Below are 19,071 nucleotides of genomic sequence, written 5' to 3' on the forward strand. Positions count from 1 at the left end.
ACATTATGATAAAATCCCTCTTTTCGTTTCATATACGTTGAAATATCACATATGTCAAAAGTGCACGAGTCTTTGCATTCAGTTCTTTGTAAATACTCAAAATTATTCCTTTTCACTTTGAAAAAAGATAATTAGTACAAGATCAGAACAGAGGAAAGTATTCGAATGGACTAGAAAGAAGTTGTTGAATTTGTTGCAATAGAATGGTCATATATCATCAAAAACTAGGTGAAGTTTTATTCATCACTGTACCTACTGTTTCCCAGAGAATAAAATGTTTAGAAGATACTAGTCAGTACTGTATTCTCAAGTGGCAATTGACCACGAACATGCTTAATTACTAGCCAAAGCGTTTATCTACCTGTTGATTAAATCAAAATCAAAAATCAGGTTTTACACTTTCATAAAAACAATCCCCAGTCTACTCGAACGTGACTGTATCATAGAGCCTTATTCGATGTTAATCAAAATAGTTCTTACTTCTACCGAATCATTGGACAGTTTTATCAATAATTTATTAAAGTTTAGACGAACCAACGCTAAAATCGTTTTCTCGACTCTTGTTTCCTTAAGGGGTTATCCGTTCTGGCATGCTTACCATGCGCTTTTATTAAAATAGAAAAAAATATTTTTTCATACGACAAAGCAGTGATCATTTACTGACACATGTAATCTTTGTCGATCTATTTTTTTAAAATACAATATAGTTTTGTTGGTATCTCATAAAATGTAAATTTATGGTGAATGAGTCTTGAGCAACCATATCACTAGAATAGCCCCTAGTATGACATAGTCTCCTGTAATTAAGTCAAACTCAATCACGTAAGATCTTTCTGAAATAAGAGCGTAGAAAACTTCTTTATCTTTTATTTACTCACATAAAAATTATCAAAATGAACTAGATACAAATGACTTTGATTGGCTCATTCTTTATTTAGTTTTGACCCAGAAATCTTTAAATACGTAGTCATAATTTATCTTAACAACCAAATAATTTTGCTTAGTATCATATTATCTATATTGAATTCTCTGAATCAAGATAAAGTTTTTTTCTATTTTTGTTTCTTTTTTTTTCTTCATCTTGTTATTAATAGTGATTAGGATGATATTCCTATATTGATCTTTGATAATTAGATATAATTTTTGAATAACGTTCCCTGCTATTCGAGCTAGAAATACAAGTACGCCATGACCTAGTTAGCGAAAACTACTTAGAGATTTCTTTTGTTCTGGGACGACAAAATGCCATGACAATAGCAGTAAATAATGATACTTCCGTAAGGCTCGCCGTAAACTGGGGAGAGGTGAAATTCCTATGTACTTACCCAAAGTAATTCAAAAATTCATATACTATTTGGGAGATGATTTTTATTAAGTCGAGAATGTACTTGAATAAAAAACAAACCTGTGAATTTCTTGGAATTGATAACAATACTTTAGATAAGTGGATTCGTGTATATAATTTTCCGATAATAAAAATTGACGGTGTAGTTCGCTTTGCTGTAGAGGATATCAAAGATTTCATGAATGCATTCAAAAAAATTTGAAATTTATTGATAGCTGCATATACTAATAATAGCGAAATATGCTGCCTTACTTTTTAAAGGAGTGAGGAAATTTGCCTACAAAACTTTCAAATGGGAAGTACAAAACCAATCTGAGGTATCCAAAAAAATTCAGAGAAATCACTGGAATAGCATCAGAAAAGTATCAAAAAGTATTCCCAACTAGGCAATCAGCTATTAAAGCCGAAAATGAAATGAAAAAGAAGATTGAAAGAGTCTTAAGAGAGGAGAATGCAAATTCATTTGAATTAAAAGGACAAATGAAGTTTAAGAATTTCTATGAATTAAAATGGCTTCCTAGATATGAACTAGGTCAAACCACTAGATCAAATAGGGCACCGAGTAATGTAACAATTAGTAATACTAAAGATATATTCCGTTTGCACATCCTTCCAATGTTTGGTGAATATCCAATGAATTATCTAAATGCAAATACTGAGATAATATCAGATGAATTAACGAAGAAATCAAAAGAATACGCAAATATAAAAATAATCAAAGGTTATGTTCGTTCTGTGTTCGATGTCGCAGAAATACTAAATTATATCGAGTTTAATCGAACTACTAAAATTATTCAATGTATTACCGCACCTAAAAAAGTTGCTTTAGAAGAAAAAAGGATACGGGACGGTAATCAAGCGTTATCATCAAAAGAGCTGACTGATTGGATGAAAGCAGTAAACACAGACTTGAGTAATAACTTACTTTCCCTTCACGACTATACACTTTTCATGCTTACTTTATATCTCGGTGATAGGAAAAGTGAAACTTATGCTCTGCAATGGAAGTATATTGATTTTAATAAACATACGGTTCGTCTCAAACATGCTTTAGATAAATACCAAAGAAAGACATATACAAAAGGCCGGAAAGATACCGTTATTCAAGTACCAGAAATTGTAATGACATTATTAAGTGAATGGAAATCGGCTCAGGCTGAACAATTGTTGGAACTAAAAATTATACAAACACCTGACCAGTATCTCTTTACTTACTCCAAACCTTCTGGAGAAGTAAATTGTCCTGTACACCCTGACTACCTAAACTATCGAATTAATTCAATAAAAAAAAGGCATCCTGAATTGGCTCACTTATCTCCACACAAACTTCGTCATACCTATGCAACTATAGCTAGGCAAGGCGGAGCAAATATGAATCAAATTTCTAATGCTTTAACGCACTCGGATATTTCTACTACAAAAATATACGTGAACACACCTGACGTAGTTGATAAATCCGTTTTTGAAGCATTCCAAAAAGGATTAAATAATTGTGATTAATGTGTGTTCTCAAATGTGTTCTTATTATAAAAAAGACACTTTCCAAATAATTGAAAAGTGTCCTGAAACATTGATATAAATAGAATACTAACGTTTTGAGAACTGTGAAGCTTTACGAGCTTTCTTAAGACCTGGTTTTTTACGTTCAACCATACGTGCGTCACGAGTAAGTAAGCCAGCACGTTTAAGAGCTAAACGGAAATCAGGATCAACTTGTAACAATGCGCGTGCGATACCGTGACGGATTGCACCTGATTGTCCAGCGTATCCACCACCATTTACGTTTACAAAAACATCGTATGAACCTTTAGTTTCTGTAACGCCGAATGGTTGGTTGATTACTTCACGCAAGTCTGCGTGTGGGATGTATTCTTCAACATCTTTTTTGTTAACAGTAATTTTACCAGTACCTGGTACTAAACGTACGCGGGCTACTGCATTTTTACGACGGCCAGTGCCGATATATTGAGCTTGTGCCAATGAAATTCCCTCCTATTAGATTAAGTTTGTGATGTCCAATACTTCTGGTTGTTGTGCAGCATGTGGGTGTTCAGCGCCAGCATAAACATGAAGTTTCATTCCTTGTTTACGGCCTAAAGTGTTTTTAGGAAGCATGCCTTTTACAGAAGTTTCGATCAAACGACGAGAATTTTTAGCACGTAATTCTCCAGCAGAGACTGATTTCAATCCTCCTGGGAAGTTTGAGTGACGGTAATAAATTTTATCGCTTGCTTTGTTACCTGTTAATTTGATTTTTTCTGCATTAATGACGATTACGAAATCGCCTGTATCCACATGAGGTGTGAATGTTGGTTTATTTTTACCACGTAAGACAGATGCTACTACTGCTGAAAGACGACCCATAGGAACATCTGTTGCATCTACTACGTACCATTTACGTTCTACTTCGCCTGGTTTGGCCATATATGTTGTACGCACAATTTTTTCCTCCAATTCAATTTCACGAATGTTTGACATACACTTGAGTTTCCGGGGCTCTTGTGGGGCAAACAATACCATATAACATAATACCTTCTATAAAGCCTAATGTCAACGTAATTCCGCCTCTTTTTGAAAATTTTCTCCATTCGTTTTCTGCCATTTTCTCTGAAAAACGAAACTTGTTGTTGCAGGTTTCTAAAACTGAATACCATAATGAATATTATGTATAAACTTTCATTAACAAAGTGAGCATCCACTTCTTTTCCTTAACCATCGATAATAGTATAAAAACCTGATAATCACCACTTTTATGTATAAATATTTAATTTTACCCTTGATTTATTATTTTTATTCTGATAAGATAGCTTCAATCACTTGAAAACACGCGGAAAAGGAGTTAATAAGTATGAAAGAAAAAGTAATATTGGCCTATTCTGGAGGATTAGATACCTCCGTTTCAATTAAATGGTTAACGGACCAAGGATATGATGTGGTGGCTTGCTGCCTAGACATCGGTGAAGGTCGCGACACCCAATCCATTAAAGACAAAGCTTTGGCAGTTGGCGCGATTGAATCTTATGCCATCGATGCCCGCGAAGAATTCGCCCAAGATTTTGCTTTGATCGCTTTACAAGGCAATACTTTTTATGAAAATTCTTATCCTCTTGTTTCCGCTTTGTCTCGTCCATTGATTGCCAAGAAATTGGTGGAGTTGGCATTAGCGACTGGCGCAACGACCGTCGCCCACGGCTGTACTGGTAAAGGCAACGACCAAGTTCGGTTTGAAGTGGCGATCGCTGCTTTAGCGCCTCACTTGAAAGTCATCGCACCGGTTCGGGAATGGAAATGGTCCCGAGAAGAAGAAATTGCCTATGCAGCGGAAAAAGGAGTGCCGATTCCCGCTGACTTGGACAATCCATATTCCATCGACCAAAACTTGTGGGGACGTGCCTGTGAGTGCGGCGTCTTAGAAGATCCTTGGGCAACACCGCCAAAAGGAGCCTACGCCATCACGCAAGAATTAGAAGATACTCCTGACGTACCAACGATCGTTGAGATCACTTTTGATCAAGGGGTACCGACCGCCATTGATGGCGAAACGATGAATCTAGCAGAATTGATCATGAAACTAAACCGAATGGCTGGCGAGCATGGCGTTGGTCGGATCGACCATATCGAAAATCGTCTGGTGGGAATCAAATCACGGGAAGTTTATGAATGTCCAGGAGCGATCGCTTTGATGACGGCTCATAAAGAATTGGAAGATTTGGTCTTTGTACGGGAATTGGCGCATTTCAAACCAATCATCGAGCAGCAATTAGCCCAAGTCATCTATGATGGTCTTTGGTTCAATCCATTGACGGAAGCCTTGATTACCTTCCTGAAAAGCACGCAAGTCTACGTCAACGGGATCGTGCGTTTGAAATTGTTCAAAGGCAATGTCATTTGTGAAGGACGGAAATCTGAAAACAGCTTGTACGATGAAAACTTAGCAACGTATACTTCTGCAGATACCTTTGATCAGCATGCGGCCATCGGCTTCATCAAATTATGGGGACTGCCAAGCAAAGTGCACGCTGAGATCCAAGCACAACAGCAACTAACAGAAACATTGATTTAAGTATGCACGGCTGAAGCTGCCGCTTCAGCCGTAATCTTTTTTTGAGGTGAGAATATGGCAAAATTATGGGGCGGACGTTTCGATGGGAAAAATGAAGCATGGATCGATGCTTTTGGGGCTTCCATCACGTTTGATCAAAAGTTAGCAAAGCAAGACATTCTTGGCAGTTTGGCCCATGTCAAAATGCTGGTCCATACGGGCATCATCAGTCAAACCGATGGCGAAGCGATCATTGGCGGCTTGACCACGATTCAACAGCAATTAGCCGCTGGCGAATTGACCTTCACGATTGAAAATGAAGACATCCATTTAAACATCGAGACATTCTTGCATGAATTGATTGGACCAGTGGCAGGCAAATTGCATACTGCCCGTAGTCGTAATGACCAAGTGGCGACCGATATGCATTTGTATTTGAAAGAAGTCGTGCAAGAGGTGATCACTTTGATCGCTGAGTTGCGAGAAGCGCTGGTTTTACAAGCCGAAGCCAACATCTACACCATCATGCCCGGTTATACCCATCTGCAGCATGCACAGCCGATTTCTTTTGCCCATCACCTCTTAGCCTATTACAGTATGCTGACGCGTGACCAAGAGCGTTTCAGTGAGAGTTTGAGCCGCATCGATGTGATGCCTTTAGGCAGTGCTGCTTTGGCAGGAACTACCTTCCCTATCGATCGCGCCTTCACTGCTCAAGAGTTAGGGTTCAGCAATATTTACAGCAACAGCCTAGATGCGGTCAGCGATCGTGATTTTATCTTGGAATTTTTAAGCAACGCCTCTTTATTGATGATGCATCTGTCTCGTTTTTGTGAAGAGCTGATTCTTTGGTGCAGCCACGAGTACCAATTCGTGGAACTGACCGATACCTTCTCCACTGGCAGTTCCATCATGCCTCAAAAGAAAAACCCTGACATGGCGGAGCTGATCCGTGGAAAAACAGGACGTGTCTATGGGAACCTCTTTGGTCTTTTGACGGTCATGAAGGGCTTGCCGCTGGCGTACAACAAAGATTTCCAAGAAGACAAAGAAGGTATGTTTGACAGTGCCGAAACCATCACGAAAAGCTTGCAGATCATGACGGGCATGATCGCAACGATGAAGGTCAATCAAGCACGGATGCAAGAATCCACTGAAAAGGATTTTTCCAACGCAACAGAATTAGCGGATTACTTAGCTGGCAAAGGCGTGCCTTTCAGACAAGCACATGAGATTGTCGGCAAACTCGTCAGCGAGTGCTTGACCAAAGGCATCTATCTGCAAGATGTTTCCTTGGAAGACTACCAAGCGATCCATCCTGCCATCGACAGCGATATTTTTGAAAAACTTGACTCCTACACCGCCGTCAAAAATCGTCATTCCTATGGCGGCACCGGTTTTAATCAAGTGGCACAGCAAATTGAAGCCGCCAAAACGTTATTAACAAGCAAGTAAAAAAACCAGCGAAGAAAATTCTTCGCTGGTTTTTTTGTTGATTAATGACGTACGCGAGATTTCGCTGGATCGATCAATGGCGCTTCGCCTAAGTGCGCTTGGATCATCCAAATACGTTTTTCGATGGCTGTTTTGAAGCCGATGAAGATATCTTGGGTTGGATCGTCGCCTTCTTCACCAGATACTTCGATCCCTTTTTGGTATAAGTCCGCTAAGTAACGGTAGCCTTCCACCAATGTAGCTAAGCGTTCTGGAATCGTGCGGTCCCAGTTGCCGACTTCATCAGGGATTTGAGTGTGTTCTGCCATTTCACGCAAAGTTGAATATGGTGAACCGTCTAATGTAATCAAGCGTTCAGAAACTTCATCCAATTGCTCATTTAGATCATCCATGAATTCGTCCATCATTGGATGCAATGTCAAAAAGCCAGGTCCACGCATGTACCAGTGTGTTTGGTGAACGACCATAGCCATTTGGCTTAAATCAGCAACAAGTTGGTTTAATACTTCTTTTGTTTGTTCAAATTTCATAACGATTCCTCCTCTAAATTATCTATTTTAAGGATAATACGAAACAAATAAAAAGTACAACAAAATCATCTATTTGAGAAAATTTCTCACTCTCTTACGTATTTCTTTATGAGGGGGTACGAAAAATGACGATTTTCGTGTTTTTTTTAGGCGCTTTACTCGGCTTCTTTTGGCTTTTGCTCTTACAAACCCTGTTTTGGAATCTACCAAAAAGTGATTCTCGTTCTCACTACCAGAAAGTGAACAAAGTTTCGGATAACCATTGGTTTCTTCTCCTTCCTACAAGATGGCTTTCATCCCCGCTTTATTGGGTCTTCGCTTGCATATGCTATGGCGGACTTTGCGGGGTTGCCTTTCATGCTTCAGAAAGCTTCCTGGCTTTTGTCTGGCTGACCAGTGCCTTTTTACTCAGCTTGACCGACTTGATAGACTATAGCGTCTACCCGCAACTGCTGTACCCCGCCCACCTACTGCTAGCGCTGGCACAGCTTAGAAGCGGCGCTTCTTTTCAATGGCTGTCTTTAGGCTTGCTGGTTCCACTGGTCTTTTTTGTCTGGCAGGAAAAAATGGGCGGCGGTGATCTCTTAGTGCTGGCAGGCTGGGGCACTTGGCTAGCGCCAAAGACACTTTTGGCCCTCTTACTAGTAGCCAGCAGTCTCGGTCTCCTCGCTTTTTTTAGCTATCAAGGCATCTGGAAGAAACGATTGGCGCAGTTGCCCTTCGTCCCCTTCTTGAGTCTGGGTTTGCTGACTGTTCGCTTCCTAGCGTTTCATACTTTTGACGGTTTTTTTCTTTGAAGTGAAGAAAAACGGGACAGGAAAAAGCGGGACAAGTTGGCCTCATCCCGCTTTCTCTTTCTGCTCTGTTGCTTCCCCTGCCTATGATAACGGCGTCCGTTTTTTGCGATCAAGGTAGATGCCTACTGCGATTACTACTAACAACAGTCCCAAGACGACCCAACCAGCGGTCGTGGTGTCATTGGTTTTCGGTAAGTTGTCAGTTCCCGGCTTCGGTGTTTTGCCTTCTTTGACACGATTGTTGAATACCATCTCTGCCGTTTGCTCCGCTTCAGCCACCAATTTTCCTGCTTGATCTTTGACGGTGACCGTTACTTGATAGGTGGTTTCATCATAGATGATCGTGGCGTCGTTGCCAGCTTTTTCACGAATCGTGTAACGATGTTCCCCAGCATCGTCATACGTCAATGCATCAAAGGTAATCGTTCCATTTGCGTCATTGTGTTTGGTTTGCAGAACCTTTCCAGCTTCATCCACTAATTCAAATGCGAATTCGTTGGCTTGCAAGTCTCTACCCGTCAAGACTTTCTTCGCACTTAGTACGACACTGCCAGCTTGTGGTTGGTAGCTGTTTTCGAAGACTTGATCGCCTTCGTATTCGGCAACTGCCGTGAGCTGTCCAGCTTCATCCGTCACGGTCACAACTACCGCCAGCTCTTTTGTATCGTAGGTGATGGTGCCATCGCTGTCTATTTTCTCACGGATGGTGTAGTGGTATTCGCCTGCTTCATCATATGCGAGAGCATCGAAGTAGATCTTGCCGGTTGCGTCATTGGCTTTTGTTTGAAGTACGTTGCCTTCTTCATTGACTAGTTCAAAGGCGAATTCATTTGCTTGTAGTGTACGACCAGTTAAGACTTTCTCGGCACTTAGTACGACACTGCCAGCTTGTGGTTGATAGCTGTTTTCAAAGACTTGATTGCCTTCGTATTCCGCAACTGCCGTGAGCTGTCCGTCTTCATCCGTTACAGTGACAACTACCGCCAGTTCTTTCCTATCGTACGTAATCGTGCCATCGATTCCTGCTTTCTCACGGATGGTATAGTGGTACTCACCTGTTTCCTCGTAAGGGAGCGCGTCAAAGTAGATCTTGCCAGTGGCATCATTGGCTTTTGTCTGAAGTACGTTGCCTGCTTCATCGACTAGTTCAAAATCGAATTCATTTGCTTGTAAGGTACGACCAGTTAAGACTTTCTCGGCACTTAGTACGACACTACCAGCTTTTGGTTGATAGCTGTTTTCGAAGACTTGATTGCCTTCATATTCCGCTACTGCAGTCAACTCCCCGTCTTCATCCGTGACGGTCACAACTACCGCAAGTTCTTTTGCATCGTAGGTGATGGTGTCGTCAGTTCCGGCTTTCTCACGGATGGTGTAGCGGTATTCACCTGCTTTATCGTAAGGAATAGCGTCAAAGTAGATCTTGCCCGTGGCATCATTGGCTTTTGTCTGAAGCACAGTTCCTGCTTCATCAACTAGTTCAAAGTCAAATTCTTCTGCCTGCAAGCTTCGACCCGTCAAAATTTTCTCAGCATTCAAAACGACACTGCCAGCTTTTGGTGTATAGTCATTTTCAAAGACTTGATTGCCTTCATAGACTGCTGTCGCAATCAACTGACTGTCTTCTTCTGTCACCGTCACAGTTACCTTTAGTTCTTTGTCAGTATAGGTGATGGTTGGATCATCGCCGGCTTTTTCCCGAATCGTGTAATGGTAATCGCCAGGCTCGTTGTAAGTGATGTCGTCAAAAGTGACTTGACCGTTACCGTCATTGGTTTGGGTTAGAATCACAGAGCCAGTTTCATCCACCAGGTAGAAAGTAAATTCGCCGTCTTTCAGCTCGCGTCCATGAAGCAGCTTCTGGACATTCAAAGCATGGGTCGTTTCTTTGATTTCTCGCTTGTTGGCTAGCTCAAAGACATAATTGACTTCTTTATCAGAGATAGTGAAGGTGTACTGAGTCGCATCTCGTTCGTATCCTTCTGGTGCGGTGATTTCTTGGATCATATAATCGCCGTAACGCAGATTGTCGATCCGATCAATGGCGTTGCCGTTTTCCATGATCTGATTGTTTTTGACCACCAGATTCGACAAGATGACTTCATAGGTATTTTGCGCATTTTTGCGGCTTAATTGGAAAACTGCTTCTTCATCGATCCCTCGTTCTTTGGTGCCATCTGCATCGTATTTCACGATCGTCAAGGAGCCGTTCGTACCAGAAGAGGTTCCGCTGCCGTCTGTCGATTTGATGGTGATTTCTTTGGTCACTGTGTGAATCTCGATCTCACTACCCGTTAAATTGACACTATTGGCCACCCGTTCATTGTTCAAAATCCCAGGATCAAGCTGTGTTTGATAAACGATAAAGTACGGTTTATCAATCATTTCTTCAAAAGCGATCACTAACGATTGCGTCCCTGCTACCACATCCGAGGTGATTTTCGGATTGTCCTCGTTGGTGAAGGTGACTTTTTCTCCTTTTTCCCAAGTGCCATTGTTTAAGACCGCTTCATACACCTCTACGATCACGGCATCGTTGGCATCGCGTAAAAAGGTGTGCTGATTGTAGTTGATGGTATCGGTGACTACCGCATTGTGGATTTTGCGACTGTCAGCGTTGATCATGATTTCCCAATCAATCAATCGATTGTTGTCGGCATTCTGGCTGCCGTTTTTCATCAACCAGTCCGTTTTTGCGGACTTGTCGACTTGGCCATCGGCAGTCAAGGTTGTGTCATTGTCCGTCAATGTGATGGTATTTTTGTAGGTAAATACCTCTTCAGCTGCTTCGGTTGCCAAGAAGACCGCCAGTGTTTCAGACGTTTCTTTCAGCAAGGTGATCGTAACTTTCTTCGTATCAGGATCATAGGTGTAGATGTAATCCTCGTTCTCCACCAATTGTTCTTTCAGCGCTCTGACTTGCGTCGTATACCCAGTTACTGTGACCGTGTAAAGCACCAAGTCTTTCAAGGTTTGGCCTTCTTGCAGCTGGTCAGTGATGACTGCATCTTTGTTGATTTTTTCTTTGTACGTATTGAATAGCCCCATCCAATAGACTTGATCGCTCGAAGCGGTCTGCTCATCAAAAATAGTTCCTAGATTCCGACCTAATACGGCGGTAATCGCTTTAGCGACATCTTCCCCTTCACCAATAAATAGGCCGTATTTCAAGGCATTTTTTAACCAACTGGTGTCCATCCATGTATTGGTTTCAGAAGCTTCCGTGAACGTATTGCCAGCTTCGTCTTTATAATGGACAAACGCTGCATTACTAAACCGGCTGCTAGAACTTCCTAATGCGATCTGCTGTGAAACATCGAAGCTGGTTTTAAAATTAACAGTGATCGTTGCCGAGGTCGTTTGGTACGCCCCTTGCAACTTGATGCGAAAACCCGTCTCAAGTTCCTTCGTTGTGCCGTCCGTCAGTGTTTTCGTTTCTTTGATCAGCTCCAGCGTATAGTCGGTATCAAGAACCAAAGGCTCGGTCACGCCGCTCGCCGTCACTACCAGCGTATCCGCCAACAAGGCCAGTGCGCTGCTGTTTGCGCCAGAAATCAATTGATAGCGGTCTTCGATGATCAGGTCGCTAACTGTTTGCTGATTCGTATTGGCATCAATCTTCCATACGACAGTCTTTGTCTCATAATCTTTGGTGCCAGCTGTTTTCACGACACCGATCGTTTTGGTTGGCGTCACGATCCCACTGCCCGTCAACGAGGTATTTTGATTGTCGCGGACCGAAGCGTAGTTGTAAATACGGGTATCGGCTAAAACCGATTCATACAGCTGGGTATCGTATTGAATCTTGTAGTAACCAGCTTTGGCAAACGTAATACCAAAGCGTACGATTTCCCCCTCTTTGTCCAGCTGGTACGTCCCATCAAAGGACCAATCTTCTGCTGGAATCGAGTTGCCATCTTTGTCTGTGATCACCAAAGTTTCTGGCACAAAAAAGTGCAGGGCTTTTTCAGGATCCGTTCCTGAATAGGTCTGATCCAAAACTTTGGCTTGGTCTTTGTCCAATGTGACGGAAATTTCCCATGACGCACGTTTCGTTTCTTGATCATACCCTTTAAACCGTTTGTATTCTGATTGTTCATCATAGGTCACCGTTGCTTCTGCGGTTTTTTCTGTAAAATCGCTACCGTTGATTGTTGCCGTGTTTTTGAAAGAAGAAGCCGTTGGATCGGTGACTGCACTATTGATGACGATGCGGACCGGTTGATTGACGGTTTGATTGAAGGTAAACGTGTTGTTGACGCTGTTAAAGGTATATAAGCCATCGGTACGAACCCACTCCTTGGTAGCTTCATCGTACAAGTAGCCCGTCGAGGTACTATAAGATAAGCCTTGGGGCATCTTATCGGTGATCACCACATCGTGCAATTCACGACTGGTTTGGTTAAAAATAATTTCCCAGACCACTGAACCGCTGGAAGTCACATTACCAGTCTTAATGATATCGACTTCATAAATCGGCAATGTAATGATGATCTCATGACCATCTTCATCGTAGATCCCAGTATGAATCGTCACTTCTTCAGTAACAGTACTCACACTTAATTCCGTGATCAGATCAATGGTTCCCGAACGATTGGATAATGTCTGTGCGGCCTCATTAAACGTGACAGTCAATGTACCATCATGATCCAAGGTAAAGGTTCCGATCGATTGTCCGCCAGAACGAGTCAATTCGCCGCTAACGGTATTATGAATGGCAAAATAGTCTGGCAATTGATACGTATAATAATCGCCTGCGCGAATTTCTTCCGTGTCTGCTAACGACCAGTCAAAATGGATTTTGATGTTGCCGTTATACATCGGTGGATTTTCGGCAGTGAAGGGTTGATCGTTTAAGTCAGTGATCCGAACATTATCAAATAGCTGCACGCCCCGTTCATTTAGGTTGGCACTAAGATTCTCCGCGGTAGCCGAAGCTTCCGTTTCCGCCTCAGCATCTGGTGCTCGCGGTTGAATACTGTTTTGATTCAATGTCGAAGATGCTTGGGTTTCTTGACTCTCGCTAGGGACGGTAGTTGGTGCTTCTGTAGATTGAGTAGTCGTAGGTTGTGTTTCCTCTGTCCCAGATGAGTCCGTCGGTGCTTTTTCCGAATCGATCGTTTCGCTCTCTGCTTCGCTACTTGCTAGCGTTTCTGTCGTCCGTTGCGTGCTATCGGTTGCGTTAAGTGCTTCTGCTAATATGATCGTTGGTTCACAAATAATTGAACCAAGCAACACCAGCAAACATATATAGATAGAAAATGGCTTTTTCATGATTATTCATTCCTTTTGTATAAAGTTTTTTTATTCAATTGATTTCGGAAGTGCTCCACGAATAAAATTGTTCAACAGTGAGCAAGATATCCCAACAAACAACTGCTTTTTTCCCCCTCCCCATGATTCTACGATTTAGGTCTTTGCTACTTGCATCAAACGTGTTACTACTATCCCACACTTCTATTTTCCCAAATTATCACGTGGTGATGTATTCAAAAAAAATTCAACAGGTAATTTTTTTGAATACATGTAAAAACGTGATACTATTTAGTCAAAAGGAGGCTTGGAGGAAAATATGTTACGGAAATTGTTATCATCCACTTCACAAAAGAAACTACAGCTGATTGAGTATTTATTGGACGATCAAGGGACCAGTCTTCACGATTTAGCACTGAAATTTTCTATCTCCATGTCCTCAGCAAAAACCTATATCGCAGAAATTGACAATGAATTTTCGTTTCTGGACTTACAATTTGATGATTTTTCAGCGGTTCGCTTGCACTTACATCCCTTTGCTACTCGTTTGGATATTTACAGCCACTTTTTGAACCGTTCTTCTGCGTTTCAATTACTGGAATTATTGTTTTCTTCCAGTTTTACCAGTTATGATATGCTGGCGCTGGAATTAAATTTAAGCAAATCATCGATTATTCGTTTAATTAAGAGGATCAACTTGATCCTAGCTCCTTTTGATTTCTTTATCGCAACCAAACCTATCCAGTTAAAAGGCAATGAAAAGAATATTCGCCAATTTTTTCTGATTTTCTTCTTGGAGAAATACCAATATGAATTTATCGACGCCAACATCAATCAAGAACAGGAATTTTTGAAAATCGCCCATATTATGGCAGCAGCGACGCCCTTAAATCTCTATTTTTCCGATATCAAAAAGATCGCTTTTGTCATCTATATCAATACGAAGCGTGACCGTTTTGCTGCCTCTGAAACCAATGCGAATCATATCGAGTATTTTTTAGAAAAAATCGACTTGAGTGAATTTACTGGCTATACCCGTGCCTATGTAGAAAAAATGGTTGGCTATGTCACGACGCACATTGGGCAAGACCCCGCTGTCTTTCGCAAAACCAAACAAGAATTTTATCATTTGACGAAGCAATTGTTTCGAAAATACAACTACCGCGAAAGCAATTTTGAAGAAAAGCTGGATGCCGTCGTCTTTTCCTATTTTCTTGGGATCAATCTGCAGGTTCTTTACTGCATTTTGGATGATCGCTTCGCCCGCTTTGTTGCTAATTGTGATTTTGTTCAGCAAGCAGTCAACCAAGACATCGTTCAGCTTTTGACCCATTCGAGTTTACCGATCATTCGACCAAGTACGATCAATTACCTGATTTATATTTTTCATACTTCTTTTCCCAATTTTGCCAAAGAAATCATCGACGCCAATGCTGGCTTTCGCTTAGCCTTGTTTTATGATACGAATAGTTATCATACGGAATTTATCCAAACAAAGATCCAGCAGTTTATTCCCTATCAGCTAACGATCACGATCTTAAATCCCCTCGATTCGTTTTCTCTGACTATGCTGGATGAGACCTATGATCTGATCATCGGCAATCTGACACCTTCCAGTAGAAAAAATCTGTTTCATTATGCGGATATCAATCTGACTTCAAATGACTTGGCTTTTATTGCGCAGCAGATTCAGGAAAAAGGGATCGCCAATTTACAAAAACGGTAGGAAGACCGATGAAAAACAAAAAAGCCCCTCAAAAGGAGCTATTGAAGTGCTATCCCTTCAGAAGTTAGAGCAACTTCTGAGGATACAAGCTTCGTTTCACTTTTGGCGGGGCTTTTTAGTATGCCAAGAGCGTTCAACATTTGATCCTATATAACTACAAAAAAAGCTTGCCATTCCGAAGAATGACAAGCTTTTCCGTCACACTGAGTCAATCAGGTGCTGGGCATTGATTAGTTTTGGCTGTTCAATGCGTCTTCAGCAGCCATTTGTGCTTCGATGTCTGAGATGCTGTAGACATTTTCGCTGGCAACTGTTACTTCTTTTGGTTCCATTTCACGGTAACGAGGCATACCAGTACCAGCTGGGATGATCTTACCGATGATTACATTTTCTTTCAATCCAAGAAGAGGATCTTTCTTGCCGCGGATCGCTGCATCGGTCAACACACGAGTGGTTTCTTGGAAGGACGCAGCAGACAAGAAGCTGTTGGTTTCCAAGGATGCTTTCGTGATCCCTAATAGGACTGGACGGCTAGTTGCAGGAACGCCGCCGGCTACCAATGTGTCGTAGTTGCGGTCTTTAAAGTCGGCGATATCCAACAATGTTCCTGGCAAGATGCCTGAATCACCTGGATCCATGACGCGGACTTTACGCAGCATTTGACGAACCATTACTTCGATATGTTTGTCGCCGATTTCTACCCCTTGCATCCGGTAAACGCGTTGAACTTCCCGTAATAGGTAGTTTTCAACAGACAAGACATCGCGAACTTGTAACAGTTGTTTTGGATCGATCGATCCTTCCGTCAATGGCGCACCACGATGGATAAAGTCGCCTTCTGCTACTTTCATCCGAGCAGTATAAGGAACGGTATACGTACGCGTATCGGTTTCCCCTTTGATGGTCACTTCTTTGGTCCGAGTTGAAGGGTCTTCTGAGATATCGATGACTTCTCCGGTAACTTCGGTAATGACCGCTTGTCCTTTCGGATTACGGGCTTCAAAGATTTCTTGGACACGAGGGAGACCTTGCGTGATATCGTCTCCGGCAACCCCGCCGGTATGGAAGGTACGCATGGTCAACTGAGTACCAGGTTCACCGATTGATTGGGCAGCGATGGTACCGACTGCTTCCCCAACTTCAACTTCAGAACCAGTGGCTAAGTTGCGGCCATAACAATGTTTACATACACCATGTTTGGTGTTACATGTGAAGACAGAGCGAATGGATACTGTTTCGATGCCAGCGTCCACGATGGCTTTAGCTAAATCTTCAGTGATCAATTCATTGACCCCTAGAAGGACTTCGCCAGTTTCAGGATGGATCACTGATTTACGTGTGTAACGTCCAATCAAACGTTCTTCTAAGGATTCGATGATTTCGTTTCCTTCGCGAATTGCTTGAATGTCTAAACCACGGTCAGTACCACAATCGTCTTCACGGATGATGACATCTTGGGCAACGTCAACTAAACGACGTGTCAAGTAACCGGAATCGGCTGTTTTCAAGGCGGTATCGGTCATCCCTTTACGGGCACCATGGGTCGAGATAAACATTTCCAAGACAGATAGACCTTCACGGAAGTTTGAGATGATCGGCAATTCCATGATTCGTCCGTTAGGCGCGGCCATCAATCCACGCATCCCAGCAAGCTGAGTAAAGTTGGAGATGTTACCACGGGCACCGGAATCAGACATCATGAAGATTGGGTTTTTCGCTTCTAATGATTCCATCAGTTTTAACTGGATTTCATCTTTGGCTGCATTCCAAACACCAATAACTCGTTCATAACGCTCGTCATCGGTAATCAACCCACGACGGAATTGTTTCGTGATCGTTTCTACTTGTTTGTGGGCATTGTCGATGATGTCATGTTTTTCGTGCAAGTTCATGATATCAGCGATACCAACGGTGATACCTGCCATTGTTGAATGGCTGTATCCTAAGTCTTTCATGCGGTCAAGCATGCGTGACGTTTCAGTGATGCGGAAACGTTTGAAGACTTCTGAAATGATGTTTCCTAAGTTTTTCTTCTTGAATGGGCCAACAAGCTCTTGTTCTTTGATGAAGGCAGGCACATCTGTACCAGCTTCAATAAAGTACTTGTCTGGTGTTTGAACCGTCAAGTTGTAGTCAGTCGGTTCGTTCAAGAATGGGAATTCTGGCGGCATGATCGAGTTGAAGATCACTTTACCTACCGTTGTTACCATCAAGCGTTGTTTTTGTTCAGACGTGAATGGTTTGTCCCCTAAAGTGTTTGGATTGATGGCGATCCGTGTGTGTAAATGCACGTAGCCATTGCGCCATGCCGTAACTGCTTCGTCCATGTCACGGAAGATCATGCCTTCCCCTTCACGGCCTTCTTCTTCCATCGTCAAGTAGTAGTTCCCTAGGACCATATCCTGAGATGGTGTTACAACTGGTTTTCCGTCTTTTGGATTCAAAATGTTTTGGGCTGCTAACATCAGCATACGTGCTTCTGCTTGCGCTTCTTCGTTCAATGGTACGTGAACGGCCATTTGGTCTCCATCGAAATCGGCATTGTAGGCTTCACAAACAAGTGGGTGCAAACGAATAGCACGACCTTCAACTAAGACTGGTTCAAATGCTTGGATACCTAATCTGTGAAGCGTAGGTGCCCGGTTCAATAGCACTGGATGTTCTTTGATGACATCTTCTAAGACATCCCAAACTTCGTCTTCTTGACGTTCGATTTTGCGTTTGGCATTTTTGATGTTTGACGCGATTTCACGAGAAACAAGCTCCCGCATCACGAATGGTTTGAACAATTCGATCGCCATTTCTTTTGGCAGACCACATTGGTACATTTTAAGGAATGGACCAACGACGATAACTGAACGACCTGAGTAGTCGACCCGTTTTCCTAGCAAGTTTTGACGGAAACGACCTTGTTTCCCTTTCAACATGTGAGAAAGAGATTTCAATGGGCGGTTCCCTGGTCCTGCAACTGGACGGCCGCGACGACCGTTATCGATCAAGGCATCGACTGCTTCTTGCAACATCCGTTTTTCATTTTGAACGATGATGTTTGGTGCATTCAAGTCTAACAAGCGTTTCAAACGGTTGTTACGGTTGATTACACGACGATACAAGTCGTTCAAGTCACTTGTGGCAAAACGTCCACCTTCTAATTGCACCATTGGGCGCAAATCAGGCGGGATAACTGGGATAACGTCCATGACCATCCAGCTTGGTTTGTTTCCTGAAGCACGGAATGCTTCTAAGATATCCAAACGGCGGATCGCACGGGTCCGTTTTTGACCAGTTGCGTTTTTCAATTCTTCTTTCAATTCAGCAACTTCGCCTTCAAGATCAACGCCATCTAATAATTGTTTGATGGCTTCGGCACCCATCGCTGCTGAAAATTCTTGACCGTATTGGTCACGTTTTTCACGGTATTCCCGTTCAGTCAATAGTTGTTTTTTCTCAAGGCTGGTGTTTCCTGGTTCAATCACTACGTAAGAAGCAAAGTAGATGATTTCTTCCAATGCACGTGGGCTCATGTCTAAAACAAGACCCATCCGTGAAGGAATGCCTTTGAAGTACCAAATGTGTGATACTGGTGCTGCTAATTCAATGTGTCCCATGCGTTCACGACGCACTTTTGAACGTGTTACTTCCACGCCGCAACGGTCACAAACGATGCCTTTATAGCGGATCCGTTTGTATTTGCCGCAAGCACATTCCCAGTCTTTGGTTGGACCGAAAATACGCTCGTCAAACAACCCTTCGCGTTCAGGTTTTAACGTACGGTAGTTAATGGTTTCTGGTTTTTTTACTTCACCATAAGACCAGCTTCTGATTTTTTCAGGAGAAGCCAAACCGATTTGCATACTTTCGAATTTATTTACATCGATCAAAAAAGGTTCCCTCCATTTCATTTCATGGACATATCCGATAGA

Annotated in this window: 11 protein-coding genes; 6 read left to right on the forward strand and 5 right to left on the reverse strand. The window is 42.3% G+C overall.

Going from position 1 to position 19,071, the window contains the following annotated elements; genetic code table 11:
* The first annotated feature begins 1,388 nt into the window (after nt 1-1,388).
* Nucleotides 1,389-1,547, forward strand: coding sequence for a helix-turn-helix domain-containing protein (locus IGI71_RS16780; protein ID WP_137264744.1), 159 nt, complete (start codon nt 1,389-1,391; stop codon nt 1,545-1,547).
* 71 nt (nt 1,548-1,618) lie between these two features.
* Nucleotides 1,619-2,845 (forward strand): tyrosine-type recombinase/integrase, encoded by a 1,227-nt coding sequence (locus IGI71_RS16785; RefSeq protein WP_137264743.1) that lies wholly within the window; start codon nt 1,619-1,621, stop codon nt 2,843-2,845.
* 87 nt (nt 2,846-2,932) lie between these two features.
* On the opposite strand, the gene rpsI is transcribed toward IGI71_RS16785, so the two are convergent.
* Nucleotides 2,933-3,325: a 30S ribosomal protein S9 gene (rpsI, locus tag IGI71_RS16790; protein ID WP_003128901.1), complete on the reverse strand. Its 393-nt coding sequence runs from the start codon at nt 3,323-3,325 to the stop codon at nt 2,933-2,935.
* A gap of 15 nt (nt 3,326-3,340) precedes the next feature.
* Nucleotides 3,341-3,787 carry a 50S ribosomal protein L13 gene (rplM, locus tag IGI71_RS16795; RefSeq protein ID WP_301280258.1) on the reverse strand — a complete coding sequence of 149 codons (447 nt, stop codon included), beginning with the start codon at nt 3,785-3,787 and terminating at the stop codon, nt 3,341-3,343.
* Nucleotides 3,788-4,193: 406 nt separating this feature from the next.
* Between rplM and IGI71_RS16800 the strand changes: the two genes are divergently transcribed.
* Together IGI71_RS16800 and argH are read left to right on the forward strand one after the other, a co-directional pair.
* Nucleotides 4,194-5,408 carry an argininosuccinate synthase gene (locus tag IGI71_RS16800; protein WP_005233014.1) on the forward strand — a complete coding sequence of 405 codons (1,215 nt, stop codon included), beginning with the start codon at nt 4,194-4,196 and terminating at the stop codon, nt 5,406-5,408.
* A 54-nt stretch (nt 5,409-5,462) separates the two neighbouring features.
* Nucleotides 5,463-6,842 carry an argininosuccinate lyase gene (gene argH / locus IGI71_RS16805; RefSeq protein WP_081117231.1) on the forward strand — a complete coding sequence of 460 codons (1,380 nt, stop codon included), beginning with the start codon at nt 5,463-5,465 and terminating at the stop codon, nt 6,840-6,842.
* A 41-nt stretch (nt 6,843-6,883) separates the two neighbouring features.
* Here argH and IGI71_RS16810 read toward each other — a convergent pair whose 3' ends face one another.
* Nucleotides 6,884-7,372, reverse strand: coding sequence for a Dps family protein (locus IGI71_RS16810; RefSeq protein WP_005230382.1), 489 nt, complete (start codon nt 7,370-7,372; stop codon nt 6,884-6,886).
* A gap of 125 nt (nt 7,373-7,497) precedes the next feature.
* On the opposite strand from IGI71_RS16810, the gene IGI71_RS16815 reads away from it, so the two are divergent.
* Nucleotides 7,498-8,169 carry a prepilin peptidase gene (locus IGI71_RS16815; RefSeq protein ID WP_081117230.1) on the forward strand — a complete coding sequence of 224 codons (672 nt, stop codon included), beginning with the start codon at nt 7,498-7,500 and terminating at the stop codon, nt 8,167-8,169.
* A gap of 81 nt (nt 8,170-8,250) precedes the next feature.
* Here the strand turns inward: IGI71_RS16815 and IGI71_RS16820 are convergent, their stop codons facing one another.
* Entirely contained in the window at nt 8,251-13,443 is a 5,193-nt protein-coding gene (locus tag IGI71_RS16820) for a Spy0128 family protein (RefSeq protein WP_430615992.1), read from the reverse strand.
* Nucleotides 13,444-13,741: 298 nt separating this feature from the next.
* On the opposite strand from IGI71_RS16820, the gene IGI71_RS16825 reads away from it, so the two are divergent.
* Nucleotides 13,742-15,148 (forward strand): helix-turn-helix domain-containing protein, encoded by a 1,407-nt coding sequence (locus IGI71_RS16825; RefSeq protein WP_194185552.1) that lies wholly within the window; start codon nt 13,742-13,744, stop codon nt 15,146-15,148.
* A gap of 230 nt (nt 15,149-15,378) precedes the next feature.
* Here the strand turns inward: IGI71_RS16825 and rpoC are convergent, their stop codons facing one another.
* A complete protein-coding gene (gene rpoC / locus IGI71_RS16830; RefSeq protein ID WP_015510610.1) occupies nt 15,379-19,029 on the reverse strand; it encodes a DNA-directed RNA polymerase subunit beta' in 3,651 nt (1,216 codons plus the stop codon).
* Nucleotides 19,030-19,071: the final 42 nt, after the last annotated feature.

Origin of the sequence: Enterococcus sp. DIV1279b, from assembly GCF_050531515.1 — a bacterium.
GTDB classification, from domain to species: domain Bacteria; phylum Bacillota; class Bacilli; order Lactobacillales; family Enterococcaceae; genus Enterococcus_D; species Enterococcus_D casseliflavus.

Excerpts from the sequence above, each read along its gene's own strand:
- IGI71_RS16815 (WP_081117230.1), top strand. The coding sequence starts at position 7,498 with ATGACGATTTTCGTGTTTTTTTTAGGCGCTTTACTCGGCTTCTTTTGG.
- IGI71_RS16820 (WP_430615992.1), bottom strand. The coding sequence starts at position 13,443 with ATGAAAAAGCCATTTTCTATCTATATATGTTTGCTGGTGTTGCTTGGT.
- IGI71_RS16800 (WP_005233014.1), top strand. The coding sequence starts at position 4,194 with ATGAAAGAAAAAGTAATATTGGCCTATTCTGGAGGATTAGATACCTCC.
- IGI71_RS16810 (WP_005230382.1), bottom strand. The coding sequence starts at position 7,372 with ATGAAATTTGAACAAACAAAAGAAGTATTAAACCAACTTGTTGCTGAT.
- argH (WP_081117231.1), top strand. The coding sequence starts at position 5,463 with ATGGCAAAATTATGGGGCGGACGTTTCGATGGGAAAAATGAAGCATGG.
- IGI71_RS16825 (WP_194185552.1), top strand. The coding sequence starts at position 13,742 with ATGTTACGGAAATTGTTATCATCCACTTCACAAAAGAAACTACAGCTG.